Origin of the sequence: Streptomyces sp. cg36 (genome assembly GCF_041080675.1) — a bacterium.
GTDB lineage: Bacteria > Actinomycetota > Actinomycetes > Streptomycetales > Streptomycetaceae > Streptomyces.
Map to the genome: position 1 here is coordinate 6,794,748 of NZ_CP163520.1, position 12,799 is coordinate 6,807,546.

The window sequence follows — 12,799 nt, forward strand, 5'->3', positions numbered from 1 at the left end:
TGATCCAGAACCGTAGATTTCTGGCCATGACAACAACGCAGCTCGCCCCCGCCGCCAACCCCGTCCTGCGCGTGGCTCCCGCCGCTCCCGCCGACGCCGCCGCCTACTTCCGCGCCAGCCTGGTCTTCCACGCCGATGTCTCCGACGTGGCGGGCGCCCTGGCCGCCGGGGGCGACCCGGGCTTCGTCGTCCTGGACTCGCGCTCCACCGAGGCGTGGGACCAGGGCCACGTGCCGGGCGCGGTGCACCTGCCGACCGCGCTCATCGCCGAGCAGGCCGAGCAGTTGCTCGACCGTTCCGTTCCGGTCGTCACCTACTGCTGGGGCCCCGGCTGCAACGGTGGCACCCGCGCCGCCCTCGCCCTGGCCGAACTCGGCTACCAGGTCAAGGAGATGCTCGGCGGCTTCGAGTACTGGGTGCGCGAGGGCTTCGAGTTCGAGACCTGGGAGGGCCGCGACAAGCGCGAGGCCGACCCGCTGACTGCCCCGGTCGGCGCGGAGCACTGCGGCTGCTGATGCCCCCGGGGTGGTGGGACGGGCTGCCCACCACCCCGGTGCGCCCCGTGCGCCCCGCGCACGCGGTGTGCCCGGTACGCCCCGTGCACCCGGCGCCTCAGAGCTTGGACAGCTCGTCCACCAGGTCGTCCAGGCCCAGCGGCCCCTGGGAGAGGGCGGCCATGTGCCAGGCGCGGGCGTCGAACGCGTCGCCGTGGTGCTTCTTGGCGTTCTCCCGGCCCAGCAGCCAGGCACGCTCGCCCAGCTTGTAGCCGATCGCCTGGGCGGGCACGGAGAGGTACCGGGTGAGTTCGCTCTCCACGAAGTCCGCCGGCCGTCCGCTGTGGTCGCCGAAGAACTCCTGCGCCAGCTCGGGCGTCCACCGCTCGCCGGGGTGGAACGGCGAGTGGTCGGGGATCGCGAGCTCCAGATGCATGCCGATGTCGACGATGACCCGGCAGGCCCGCATCATCTGCGCGTCCAGATAGCCCAGCCGCCGCTCGGCGTCCGGCAGGAAGCCCAGCTCGTCCATCAGCCGCTCGGCGTAGAGCGCCCAGCCCTCGGCGTTGGCGCTGACCGTGCCGATCGTCGCCTGGTAGCGGGAGAGCCGGTCGGCGACGTGGCGCCACTGCGCGATCTGCAGATGGTGGCCGGGAACGCCCTCGTGGTACCAGGTGGACACCAGGTCGTACACCGGGAAGCGGGTCTCGCCCATCGTCGGCAGCCAGGTGCGGCCGGGGCGCGAGAAGTCCTCCGAGGGGCCGGTGTAGTAGGGGGCGGCGGCGCTGCCGGGCGGCGCGATGTGCGACTCCACCTTCCGTACCCGCTCGGCGAGTTCGAAGTGGGTGCCGTCCAGGGCGTCGATCGCCTCGTCCATCAGCGCCTGGAGCCAGTCGCGGACCTCGTCCACGCCCTCGATGTGCGCCCCGTGCTCGTCCAGATGGGCCAGCGCCTCCCAGGGCCCGGCGCCGGGCAGGATCTTCTCGGCCTCGCCGCGCATCTCGCCGAGGATGCGGTGGTACTCGGACCAGCCGTACGCGTACGCCTCGTCCAGGTCGAGCGTCGTGCCGTTGAAGTACCGCACCCAGCGCGCGTACCGCTCGCGGCCCACGGTGTCGGGCGCGCCCGCGATGCCCGGCGCGTACACCTCGTCCAGCCAGGTGCGCAGCGCCACCAGCGCCTCGCCCGCGACGCCCGCCGCGGCGTCCAGCTCGGCGCGCAGGCCGTCCGGCCCGGGCACCACGAAGTCCTCGAACCAGTTGCGGTCCGTGCCGATCCACTCGGTGAGCTGGCCGACGAAGGTGGCCGTGGCGCGCGGCCCCGCGTACAGGCCGCGGTCGAGCCCCAGTTCAAGGGCGGCGCGGTAGCTTTCGAGCGCGGCCGGGACGGCGGTGAGCCGGGCCGCGACCGCCGCCCAGTCCTCCTCGTCGGCCACCGGCATCATGGTGAACACCTGTCGCACGGAATGCGCGGGGGAACGCAGGTTGCTGATGCAGCGCAGGCCCTCCTGGGCCTCGTGGACGGCGAGTTCCGAGGAGAGGCGCTCCCGCAGCAGTCTGGCGCAGCGCCGCTCGGAGTCGTCGTCCGCGCCGGGCTGCCGCTCCGCCTCGTCGAGCCGCGCGAGGGTCGCGCGGGCCAGCTCGGCCTGCGCCTCCTGCCCGGCCGGCGAGAAGTCCGGAAGCAGTCGGGCGCTCTTGCGGACGCCCAGATACGTACCGGTGATGGGGTCGAGTTCGATGAGTGCGTCGACATAGTCGTCGGCGACCTGACGAGGCAGCACGCTGCTGGAAGTGTCTGGCATGGACCACATATTCGTACGGGCGGAGCCTCCGCGTCACCCAGAGTCGACCTTCAGCCACCGGAGACGGAAGGGGAGGGAGGGGACGAAGCGGAAGTTGACGCCGGTGTCGACGGCGGGGGCAGCAGTGGCCCGCAGTCCCACTGCTGGAAGATCAACCGGGTCTCCACCCGGGCGACTTCGCGCCGTGAGGTGAACTCGTCGATGACCAGCCGCTGGAGGTCGGACGTGCCGGTCACGGCCACGTGGACCAGGTAGTCGTCCGGACCGGTGAGGTGGAACAGGGCCCGGGACTCCGGCAGCGCCCGGACCCGCTCGACGAACGGACCGATCAGTTCGCGCCGATGTGGGCGCACCTGGACGGAGAGGAGCGCTTCCAGGCCACGGCCCATTCTGGCCGGGTCGAGGCGCAGCTGGTGGCCCAGGATGACACCCGATCGGCGCAGCCGGGTCACCCGGTCCAGGCAGGTGGAGGGTGCCACCCCCACCTGTGCCGCGAGATCGCGGTAGGTGGTCCGGGCGTCGTTCTGCAGAAGGCGCAGAATGTCCAGATCCACCGGGTCCAGTGCGACAGAATCGGCCATTGGCCGAACGTAGCACGGACCTGGGCGCTCGTTTCCGGTCATGCGCTCACAGTGCCGCCATGGACTCCGACACGCAGGACCGCGCCCGGGCCGTACCCCTCGCCCTGGCCACCGAAGCCGTCCACGCCGGCCGCGAAGACCTCGCCGGCCTCGGCCTCCACGCGCCGCCCATCGATTTGTCGACGACCTACCCCTCCCACGACAGCGCGGCCGAGGCGGCCCGCATCGACGCCTTCGCGGCCACCGGGGCACTGCCCGACGGACCCCCGGTGTACGCACGCCTCGACAACCCCACCGTAGGCCGTTTTGAGACAGCCCTCGCACGGCTGGAAGGCGCCGAGAGCGCCGTCGCCTTCGCCAGCGGCATGGCCGCCCTCTCGGCGGTCCTGCTCGCCCGCGCCTCCACCGGCCTGCGGCACGTCGTCGCGGTCCGCCCCCTGTACGGGTGCAGCGACCACCTCCTGGACGCCGGACTGCTCGGTACGGAGGTGACCTGGGTGGATCCGGCGGGCATCGCCGACGCCCTGCGGCCCGACACCGGACTGGTGATCGTGGAGACCCCGGCCAACCCGACGCTGGCCGAGGTCGACGTCCGGGCCGTCGCCCACGCCTGCGGTTCGGTGCCGCTGCTGGTCGACAACACCTTCGCCACGCCCGTGCTCCAGCGGCCCCTCGCCGAGGGCGCCCGGATCGTGCTGCACAGCGCCACCAAGTACCTCGGCGGCCACGGCGACGTGATGGGCGGGGTCGTGGCCTGCGACGAAGTCTTCGCCCGGCAGCTGCGCCAGGTGCGGTTCGCCACCGGCGGGGTGCTGCATCCGCTCGCGGGCTATCTGCTGCTGCGCGGCCTGTCGACCCTGCCGGTACGCGTGCGTGCCGCCTCCGCGAGCGCCGCCGAGCTGGTGCGCAGACTGGCCGCGGACCCGCGCGTGGAGCGCGTGCACTACCCCTCGGTCGGCGGGGCGATGGTCGCCTTCGAGGTGTACGGCGACCCGCACGCCGTGATCTCCGGCGTCCGGCTCGTCACCCCGGCCGTCAGCCTCGGCAGCGTCGACAGCCTCATCCAGCACCCGGCCTCCATCAGCCACCGCATCGTGGCCGAGGGGGACCGCCGGTCCGCCGGGGTGAGCGACCGGTTGCTGCGCTTGTCGGTGGGGCTTGAGGACGTCGAGGACCTGTGGCGCGATCTGGACCGCGCGCTCAGTGCTCCGCCTGCTCGAACGACGGCCGCTCGAACGCCGGACGCGGTCCGGGTGTAGCGCCCGGTTCGGACGTGGTGGTCCGCTCGGCTGCCGAACGCCGCTCGCGCGCCGCGGTGCGGGTCTTGGGCAGCCGGGCGGTCACCACCAGCGTGCCCTCCTCGATCTGGTAGTCGAGCGGCAGGCCGAGGCCGCGCATCGCGGCCACCATCCCGGTGTTGGAGGACTGCGTCACCGCGTACACGCTGTCGCACCCCGCCTCCACCGCCAGCGCCACCAGCCGCTGGAGCAGCTCGGAGCCGATGCCCCGGCGCTGCCACTCGTCCTCGACGAGCAGGGCCACCTCGGTCTCGTCGCCGTCCCACAGCAGATGGCCGAGGCCGACGAGCCGCCCCGAGGCGGTCTGGACCGCGAGGGTGCGGCCGAAGCGGGGGCTGAGCAGGTGGTTGAGGTAGCGGTCGGCGTCGCCCAGCGGGCCGTGGTAGCGCAGCGACAGGGTGCGGTCCGAGCAGCGGTCGTGCATGGCCTTGGCCGCCTCGACGTCGTCCTGACCGGCCCGCCGTACGGTGATCTCGTTGCCCTCGGGCAAGGTGAGGACGTCCTGGCTGCGCGGGATGCGGGGGCCGAGCCGCGCGTCCAGTTCGACCAGGGCGCGGGCCCGGGCGAACTCGGTCGGGGTGAACGGCAGATGGGGCCGCTCCACCGCGATGACACCGCCGTGGGGATCGCGCAGCCGCATGGTGGTCGATTCGAGTACGCCCTCCACCGGGGCGCTCTCACCGGTCGGGCGTCCGGTGACGGAGACCGCGGGCAGTGAGTGGATGGTGCAGCGGCCCAGCAACTGGCGCAGTGCGAGCGGCAGTTCCGCGGCGTCGAGCGCGGTGCGGGTCGCCAGGCCCAGGACCCGGGTGGGGGCGTCCACCAGGTCGTGGGCGTCGGCGCGCTCCAGCCAGGTGTCGCCGCCGCCGGCCGCCGCGATTCCCCGGGTCAGCCGGGCGGCGGGGAGTTCGGCGGGCGCCCGCAGCAGGAACTCGTCGACGGTGCCCTCGGCCAGCGGGTGCGTCTGGAGTGTCAGTATGTCGACCCGGTCGTGGGCGAGCGCCGTGCACAGCGCCGCCAGGCTGCCCGGCTCGTCGCGCACCGTGGTCCGCATCCGCCACAGCGCGGTCTCCCGGGGTGCGGCGCCCGGCCCGGCGGCGCCGGCCGGGGCGGTACCGGCCGGCTCGTCGGCGGTCGCGGCCCCGGTGACCGCGCCGCTTCCGGCGGGGTCGGGTGCCGGGGGCGCATGGCTGTGCCGCCGCGCCCACCAGGTGTGGAACGCGGCGGTGGCCACCAGCGCGACCGCCGAGACGATCAGCAGGAAGGGGCCGCCGGGGCCGTGCGCGACCGTGTTCGCGACCATGTCGGCCACCGCCACGGCCGTGAAGAGCGCGGCGAGCTCGATCAGGTCCCGCCGCCAGTGGTGGCGGCGGGCGCTCTTGCGTGCGGTCGGTTCAGGCATCTCGGTCATGCCCTCACTGTGGCCGAACGGTGTTGCGTGATCGCGAACGCTTTGTGACTGATGAGTTAAGCGGGGATCTGTTACTTTTCTGGCCGTTTTCTACTGGTTGTGGCGCGGAATGTGCGCCTCCGGGGTGTCGTTCCGGTCGCTGTCCCCGGCCGCCCCGCCGCCCGCGGTCCGCCTCACTGACCCACGAGGCCCGGCCGCAGCACCTTGGTGAACAGGACCGAGCCGCCCTCGGCGCGCAGCCGTACCGTCAGCTCGCCGCTGCCGCCGTCGATCTCGATCTCACCGAAGTTCGGCGGGGTCTCCATCGGCGAGGCGTTGGCCTGCGCCGGAGCGTGGACGAAGACCTGGTCGGGCCCGAACGTGCCGTCCAGCTTGTTCGCCGGGAACCCGCCCGCCGCCAGCGGCCCCGACACGAACTCCCAGAACGGGGCGAAGTCCTTGAACGCCGCCCGCGCCGGGTCGTAGTGCTGGGCCGCCGTGTAGTGCACATCGGCGGTCAGCCAGAGCGTGCCGGTGATCCGCCGGTGCTTGATGAACCGCAGCAGCTCGGCGATCTGGAGCTCGCGGCCGAGCGGCGCGCCCGGGTCGCCCTGCGCCACGGCCTCGAAGTTCGTCGGCCCGTCCGTGACGACGAGGCCGAGCGGCATGTCGGCGGCGATCACCTTCCACACCGCGCGCGAGCGCGCCAGCTCCCGCTTCAGCCACTCCAGCTGCTCCGCCCCCAGGATGCCCACGGTGTCGTCGGCCTGCCGGCCGGGGGAGTTGGCGTCGCGGTACGTACGCATGTCGAGCACGAACACATCGAGCAGCGGACCGTGCCGTACCACCCGCTGCACCCGCCCCTCCCGGCCGCCGGGCCGCAGCGTGGAGATCGGGAAGTACTCGCTGAACGCGCGCATCGACCGCGCCGCCAGCACGTCGATGTTCTTCTCCGTGTAGCGGGCGTCGTCGAGGATCTGCCCGGGATACCAATTATTTCGGACCTCGTGGTCGTCCCACTGGACGATCGACGGCACCTGCGCGTTGAACCGCCGTACGTTGTCGTCGAGCAGGTTGTAGCGGAAGTTGCCCCGGTACTCGTCGAGCGTCTCGGCGACCTTCGACTTCTCCACCGTCGTCACGTTCCGCCAGATCCGGCCGTCCGGCAGCGTCACGCTGGGCAGGATCACGCCGTCGGCGTAGATGTTGTCGCCGCTGGAGAGGAAGAAGTCCGGGTCGAGGCGGCGCATCTCGTCGTAGACCGTGAAACCGCCGAGGTCCGGGTTGATGCCCCAGCCCTGCCCGGCGATGTCCCCGGACCACAGGAAGCGTACGTCCCGGTGGCGCGAGGCGGGCGCGGTGCGGAAGGTGCCGTACACCGGCCTGCCGGTGCGGCGCGGGTCGTCGGGGTCGGCGAGGGTGACCCGGTAGTGGATCTGCTCGCCCGGCGGGAGCCCGCGCAGCTGGGTCGTACCGGTGAAGTCGGTGCCGGGCCCCAGGAGCGGCCCCCGCCAGGTGCGGGCGCGGCGGAACGATTCGGTGGCCGAGGTCTCCACCGTCATCCGGGCGGGTCGGTCCGACCGGGCCCAGATGAGGCCCGACGACGCCGTGATGTCACCGGCCTGTACGCCCCACCCGGCGTTCGGGCGTCCGGCGAGCGCCAGCGCGGGCGCGGCCGTGACGAGCCCGGCGGGCAGGGCGAGGCCCGCGGACGCGGCCAGCGAACCCTTCAGTACGGTACGGCGGTTGGGCGCGGAGCTCCGTGAGCGGTACGACATCGAGGCGTCTCCAGGGACGGTCGGGTGCGGTCGGCCGGGCGCGGGGCCGGTGCCTTCGCTGTTCGGTGCATGCCTACTGCCCGGCTGCGGCGCGGGCACGAACCCCAGGTGAACAACGTGAGCTTCGGCCCGCGCGCCCTCTTTGCGGCAGGTCCTGTTCCTGGCAGGTCCCGCGCCCTTCGGTCCCGGGGTGCGCGACCTTCGGACGAGGACCAGGGAACGATCGACCCGGTGGCCGTCGTTGAGTACGTTGCGGGTACCGGCCGCCGCGCGCGGCGGCCGGGAGCACCGGACAGACAGACGCGCGGGAAGCACAGAGGTGACCTCATGCCGGTCGCAGGACGTTCACACATCCGTATCGCCCGGCCCTCGCGCGATCTCGCCGCCGCGGAGCGCTTCTGGGTGGACGGCCTGGGGCTGGACGTGGTGTGGCGGCACGACGCGGCGGACACCGCGCCCGGTGAGCACGCCCTGCTGATGGTCGGCTGGCCCGACGCCGACTGGCACCTGGAGCTGGTCCACGAGCCGGCCGCCCCCGTGGAACCGCGGCCCACCGAGGAGGACCTCCTCGTCATCTACGCGGACGAGGAGGTCCCGTCGGAACTGCTCGCCCGGCTCGAAGCCCACGGCGGCAAACGGGTCCTGTCGCCCAACCCTTACTGGAACGAGTGGGGCACCACCATCGAGGACCCCGACGGCTACCGGCTGGTGCTCTGCATACGCGGCTGGTCCAACTCCTAGCGTTCGCGGACGCGTTCCCAGAGGCATTGGGGGGCCTGGCGAGCCTTATGGGTCTTGCGGGTCTTGCGGGCCCACGGCTTCGGCGAGGAGGCGCACCCCGCGCGCGATGTCGGACGGGGTGAGATGGGCGTACCCGAAGACCAGTGCCACCCCGTCGCGTGCGTCCCCGGTCGAGCCGTAGTACGACAGCGGGCGTACGGCCACGCGCGCGTGGGCCGCGCGGGCGAGCAGCCGCGCCTCGGGGCCGTACCGCGCGGGCAGCCGGGCGATGATGTGCAGCCCGGCCGCGATGCCGCTCGCCTCGGCGTCGGGAAAGTGCTCGCGCACCGCGGTGACCAGGGCGTCCCGCCGTTCGCGATAGGCGCGCTGGCAGCGGCGCAGCTGGCGGTCGTAGGCCCCGCCGGAGATGAAGTCCGCGAGGAGCGCCTGGTCGAGGGCGGGGTTGCCGAGGTCCATGGTGCGCTTGCGGGCGACGACGGGACCGGTGAGCCGGTCGGGCGCGAGCAGCCAGCCCAGGCGCAGCCCCGGCGCGAGCGACTTGCTCACCGACCCGGTGTACGCCACGTGCTCCGGATCGAGTCCTTGCAGGGCGCCCACGGGGGCCCGGTCGTACCGGAAGTCGCCGTCGTAGTCGTCCTCGACGACCAGCCCGTCCACCTCCCGCGCCCAGTCCAGGAGTTCGGCCCGCCGCGCGGCGGAGTAGGCGATGCCGGACGGGAACTGGTGCGCCGGGGTCGTCACCGCCACCCGCACCCCGCTGCGCCGCAACGGCCCGACGGCCAGGCCCTCCTCGTCCAGCGGGAGCGGCCGGGTGCGCACGCCCGCCGCCGCGAACAGGGCGGTGTGCTCGGGGCTGCCCGGATCCTCCACGCCCACCGTGTGCTCGCCCCGCTCCCGCAGCGCGAACCCCAGCAGGGTCGTCGCCTGCGCCACCCCCGAGCACACCACGATCCGCTCGGGATCCGCGACGACCCCGCGCCTGCGCACCAGCAACTCGGCCAGTGCGGTGCGCAGTTCGGGCAGCCCGCGCGGATCCGGATAGCCGAGCGCCCGGTGCGGCAGCCGCTCCAGTACGCCCCGGTGCGCGGCGGCCCAGGCGGCCCGGGGGAACAGGGACAGGTCCGGGGTGCCGGGCAGGAAGTCGACGACCGCCCCGGGGTCGCGCGGAGCCAGATCCCGGGCGCGCGGGGCGTCCGCGGGGCGCGCGGCCCCGCCCACCCAGGTCCCCGCCCCCCGGTCGCTGCGCAGATAGCCCTCGGCGGTGAGCTGCTCGTACGACTCGGTCACAAGGCCGCGGGAAACCCCCAGGTCGGCGGCGAGTTCACGGCTTGAGGGCAGCCGGGTGCCGGGGGTGAGCCGCCCCGAGCGGACGGCTTCGCGCAGGGCGGACTGGAGCATCCTGCCGCGTCGGCGGGCCGGGGCGGCGGCAGCGGGCAGCAGCAGCTCCCAGGCCGCGTTCCACGACGGCCCCGGGCCGCCCGCGCTCGCTGCTCCGGACCCCGAAGTGGTCCCCGATGACGTCATGGATGTGGACCTTAAACAAGACCACCGCGCTCCCTAACGTCGGCCCCATGAACGCGACACCACTGCGCGGCGCGGCTCTCGCCGCCCTCGCCTGCATCCTGGTCGGCGGCTCCTTCACGGCCAACAGCGTCCTCGGCGACTACCCGTACGCGGGCGGCCAGGCGGTGCGCTACGGCCTCGCCTGTCTGCTGCTGCTCCCGCTGCTCGGCCGGGGCGGCGCCGCCCCCTTGCGCCGTCTGGGCCGTGCCCAGTGGGCCGGGCTCGCGCTGCTCGCCGCCATCGGCATGGTCGGCTTCAACCTGGCGGTGCTGGCCGCCGAGCGCACGGCCGAGCCCGCCGTGCCGGGGGTGTTCGTCGGGTGCGCGCCGATCGTGGTGGCGGTCCTGGTGCCGCTGCTCGACGGCCGCCGCCCGGCCCGGCCGGTGCTGTACGGGGCGCTGCTGGTGGCCGCCGGGGCGTTCACCGTGCAGGGGTGGGGCCGCACCGACGCGGCGGGGATCGCCTGGTCGGCGGGCGCGCTCGTCGGCGAGGCCGGATTCGCGGTACTGGCGGTGCCGGTGCTGCGGCCCCTGGGCCCCAAGCTCCTGTCCGCGACCGTGTGCGGGGTCGCGGCGGTCGAATCCGCCGTCACCGGTCTCGTACTGGACGGCACGGCGGCCGTGCGGTTGCCCGACGCGACCGAGGCGACGGCCCTGATCTGGCAGGCCGCCGTCGTGACCGTGGTCGGATTCGTCTGCTGGTACATGGGGGTCCAGCGGATCGGCGCCGAGCGCGCCACTCTCTTCTCCGGACTCATCCCCGTCTCGGCGGCGATGACCGCGCCGCTCGTGGGCACCGGCGGTTACGGCGCGGCACAGGCGGCCGGGAGCGCGCTGGTCGGCGCCGGGGTGGCGCTGGGCGCCGGGGTGCTCGGCCGCCGTCCGGCACGGGGCGGTACGGCGGCGGACGCCCCGGCGTCCAGCGCCACCCCGGCGGCCTGTGGTGCGGTGCTCGATGGTGCGGCGGACGGTGGTTCAGCGGCTGGTGTCGAGGATCACGCGCGCGACGAGGGCGGGGTCGTCGTTCATGGGGACATGGCCGCAGCCGGGCAGCCGCACCAGTCGCGCCCCGGGAATGATCCGCTTGGCGCGGATGCCCTGGCGGCGCAGGAGCAGCCGGTCCTTGGCGCCCCAGGCCACGGTCACCGGGAGGGCGGCCACGTCGTCGGTGAAGCGCACGTCGGCCCCGGCGGCGAGGGTCTGGTCGAAGCCGGGGGCGTCGCGCAGCGCGAGCGTCTCGGCGACGACGGCCTCCGGTGAACGGCGCCCGGGGCGCGCGTAGATGGTGCTGGTGAGCGCCGTGCGCCCGGCGGCGGTCCGGGACAGCCGCTCGATGGCGGGCAGCGGCAGCAGCTTCGCCCCCAGCCGCATGGCGCTCAGCGTGGCGAAGGCGTACCGGCGCTCGCCCTGGGTCCAGAACCCGGCGGGGGAGAGGGCCGTCACCGACCGGACGAGCTTCTCCCGCCCCAGCTCCAGCGCCAGCAGCCCGCCCAGCGAGTTGCCCGCCACGTGCGGCCGTTCGATCCCCAGCGCCTCGCACAGCGCGTGCAGGACCGGCACGACCGTCGCGAGGTCGTAGGCGAAGCCGTCCGGCAGCGCGGGCGATGCGCCGAATCCGGGCAGGTCGACGGCTATCACGTCGCGTTCGGTGGCCAGGATCTCGAACACCGGGTCCCACGCCTGGAGATGGTGGCCGATCCCGTGCAGCAGCAGGAGCGGTTCGCCCGCGCCCGCCCGCCGGTAGGCGACGGTGACGGTTCGGCTGCCCCCGGGGGAGCCGATCGTGAAGGAGACCTCTTCGGTCATGCTGCTGCTCCCGGTCGTGGACGGACGGCGCCGCGCGAACCGCGGTAGACACCCTGTCAGCAACAATTACCCTTCGGTAGCTTGGAGTTCAAGAGGCGGGTACCGGACACCGTCCGGGCCTCGAAGATTCGAACAACGGGGGTTTGTCGCCTGGACAGCGAGTGGCCCGTCGGATGGGATGGAGCGGTGACCGCCTCGACCGCCGCCGACGTCTTCGAAGATCACAGGTCAGTCCTCACGGGCGTGGCCTACCGCATGCTGGGCCGCGTGGCCGACGCCGAGGACGTGGTCCAGGAGTCCTGGCTGCGCTGGTCGGCACGGGACCGCGAGGGGGTCCGCGACCCCCGCGCGTTCCTGGTGCGGATCACCACGCGGCTCGCTCTCGACCGGCTCAGACAGATACAGGCGCGCCGCGAGGCGTATGTGGGGCCCTGGCTGCCCGAGCTCGTCGCGACCGACTTCGGCCCGGTCGTGCCCGACACGGTCGAACAGGCCATGCTGGCCGACTCGGTCTCCCTCGCCGTGCTGGTCGTCCTGGAGTCGTTGTCACCGCTGGAACGCGCGGTGTTCGTGTTGCGCGAGGCGTTCGGCTTCCCGTTCGCCGAGATCGCCGCCACGCTCGACCGCACCGAGCCCGCCGTGCGCCAGCTGGCCGGGCGGGCCCGCCGCCATGTCGAGGAGCGCAAGTCCCGCTACGACGTCGACCCCGTCCAGCGCCGCGACCTCACCGAGCGGTTCATGGCCGCGGCGGGCGGCGGCGACCTGGACTCGATGCTCGCCCTGCTCGCGCCGGACGTACGGTTCATCGGCGACAGCGGCGGCAAGTCCAAGGCGCCCACCCGGATCATCGAGTCCGCCGACAAGGTCGGGCGCTTCCTGTCCGCGGTGTCGGGCGAGGGCCCGCCCGGCAGCCACTACAGGGTGACCGAGATCAACGGCGGCCCGGCCGTACTCGTCCTCTACGACGGCAGGCCGGACAGCGTGCTGCAGCTGGACGTCAAGGACGGACTGATCCAATGCGTCTATGTCGTACGCAACCCGGACAAACTTCTCACCCTCGCCTTTGAGGACGCCATCGACTGACTCGGCCCGACCCGACGGGGGCCGTTCCCGGCGGGTCCCGTCCGGGCCGCACTCCGCCCCGGCCCGTCCCTGTGTTCCCCCTGGTCCCAGGGCTCCCGCCCCGCGCCGGGCGGCCGGCGCGGGGACTTTGCCGCGCCCCGCTCACGGGACCGCGAACGTCTCGTGAACGCTCTGGGCCAGGGGTCGGATTCGTTCCGTAACGGAACGAGGATTGGTCTTGACCAAGGGGGTGTGCCGCCCTATGGTCGCAGAGTTAGTGCAGGAA

Annotated in this window: 10 protein-coding genes and 1 pseudogene; 5 read left to right on the plus strand and 6 right to left on the minus strand. The window is 73.4% G+C overall.

Annotated features, from left to right (window positions below; genetic code table 11):
- Nucleotides 1–26: 26 nt before the first annotated feature.
- Nucleotides 27–515 (plus strand): rhodanese-like domain-containing protein, encoded by a 489-nt coding sequence (locus AB5J87_RS30290; protein WP_369381183.1) that lies wholly within the window; start codon nt 27–29, stop codon nt 513–515.
- Between the two features lie 97 nt (nt 516–612).
- Here AB5J87_RS30290 and AB5J87_RS30295 read toward each other — a convergent pair whose 3' ends face one another.
- Entirely contained in the window at nt 613–2,295 is a 1,683-nt protein-coding gene (locus tag AB5J87_RS30295; protein ID WP_369381185.1) for a DUF885 domain-containing protein, read from the minus strand.
- Nucleotides 2,296–2,345: 50 nt separating this feature from the next.
- Nucleotides 2,346–2,876: an Lrp/AsnC family transcriptional regulator gene (locus AB5J87_RS30300; RefSeq protein WP_369381187.1), complete on the minus strand. Its 531-nt coding sequence runs from the start codon at nt 2,874–2,876 to the stop codon at nt 2,346–2,348.
- 59 nt (nt 2,877–2,935) lie between these two features.
- On the opposite strand from AB5J87_RS30300, the gene AB5J87_RS30305 reads away from it, so the two are divergent.
- Nucleotides 2,936–4,135, plus strand: a complete 1,200-nt coding sequence (locus AB5J87_RS30305; protein WP_369381188.1) for a PLP-dependent aspartate aminotransferase family protein — start codon at nt 2,936–2,938, stop codon at nt 4,133–4,135.
- On the opposite strand, the gene AB5J87_RS30310 is transcribed toward AB5J87_RS30305, so the two are convergent.
- Entirely contained in the window at nt 4,077–5,576 is a 1,500-nt protein-coding gene (locus AB5J87_RS30310) for a GNAT family N-acetyltransferase (protein ID WP_369383717.1), read from the minus strand. The two genes, AB5J87_RS30305 and AB5J87_RS30310, sit on opposite strands and share 59 nt — an antisense overlap.
- A 182-nt stretch (nt 5,577–5,758) precedes the next feature.
- Nucleotides 5,759–7,342: an alkaline phosphatase gene (locus AB5J87_RS30315; RefSeq protein ID WP_369381189.1), complete on the minus strand. Its 1,584-nt coding sequence runs from the start codon at nt 7,340–7,342 to the stop codon at nt 5,759–5,761.
- Between the two features lie 327 nt (nt 7,343–7,669).
- Between AB5J87_RS30315 and AB5J87_RS30320 the strand changes: the two genes are divergently transcribed.
- On the plus strand, nt 7,670–8,083 hold the full coding sequence (locus tag AB5J87_RS30320) for a VOC family protein (protein WP_369381190.1): 414 nt from the start codon (nt 7,670–7,672) through the stop codon (nt 8,081–8,083).
- Nucleotides 8,084–8,128: 45 nt separating this feature from the next.
- On the opposite strand, the gene AB5J87_RS30325 is transcribed toward AB5J87_RS30320, so the two are convergent.
- Nucleotides 8,129–9,607, minus strand: a complete 1,479-nt coding sequence (locus AB5J87_RS30325) for a PLP-dependent aminotransferase family protein (protein WP_369381192.1) — start codon at nt 9,605–9,607, stop codon at nt 8,129–8,131.
- 47 nt (nt 9,608–9,654) lie between these two features.
- Between AB5J87_RS30325 and AB5J87_RS30330 the strand changes: the two are divergent.
- Nucleotides 9,655–10,059: pseudogene (locus AB5J87_RS30330) on the plus strand (EamA family transporter); the annotation flags it as partial.
- 561 nt (nt 10,060–10,620) lie between these two features.
- Here AB5J87_RS30330 and AB5J87_RS30335 read toward each other — a convergent pair.
- Entirely contained in the window at nt 10,621–11,451 is an 831-nt protein-coding gene (locus AB5J87_RS30335; protein WP_369381193.1) for an alpha/beta fold hydrolase, read from the minus strand.
- Between the two features lie 186 nt (nt 11,452–11,637).
- On the opposite strand from AB5J87_RS30335, the gene sigJ reads away from it, so the two are divergent.
- Nucleotides 11,638–12,534: an RNA polymerase sigma factor SigJ gene (sigJ, locus tag AB5J87_RS30340; RefSeq protein WP_369381195.1), complete on the plus strand. Its 897-nt coding sequence runs from the start codon at nt 11,638–11,640 to the stop codon at nt 12,532–12,534.
- Nucleotides 12,535–12,799: the final 265 nt, after the last annotated feature.

Bases quoted from the DNA above. Each gene is read 5' to 3' on its own strand.
- AB5J87_RS30310 (WP_369383717.1), bottom strand. From the start codon at position 5,576: ATGCCTGAACCGACCGCACGCAAGAGCGCCCGCCGCCACCACTGGCGG.
- AB5J87_RS30295 (WP_369381185.1), bottom strand. From the start codon at position 2,295: ATGCCAGACACTTCCAGCAGCGTGCTGCCTCGTCAGGTCGCCGACGAC.
- AB5J87_RS30305 (WP_369381188.1), top strand. From the start codon at position 2,936: ATGGACTCCGACACGCAGGACCGCGCCCGGGCCGTACCCCTCGCCCTG.
- AB5J87_RS30335 (WP_369381193.1), bottom strand. From the start codon at position 11,451: ATGACCGAAGAGGTCTCCTTCACGATCGGCTCCCCCGGGGGCAGCCGA.
- AB5J87_RS30300 (WP_369381187.1), bottom strand. From the start codon at position 2,876: ATGGCCGATTCTGTCGCACTGGACCCGGTGGATCTGGACATTCTGCGC.
- AB5J87_RS30315 (WP_369381189.1), bottom strand. From the start codon at position 7,342: ATGTCGTACCGCTCACGGAGCTCCGCGCCCAACCGCCGTACCGTACTG.
- AB5J87_RS30320 (WP_369381190.1), top strand. From the start codon at position 7,670: ATGCCGGTCGCAGGACGTTCACACATCCGTATCGCCCGGCCCTCGCGC.
- AB5J87_RS30325 (WP_369381192.1), bottom strand. From the start codon at position 9,607: ATGACGTCATCGGGGACCACTTCGGGGTCCGGAGCAGCGAGCGCGGGC.
- AB5J87_RS30290 (WP_369381183.1), top strand. From the start codon at position 27: ATGACAACAACGCAGCTCGCCCCCGCCGCCAACCCCGTCCTGCGCGTG.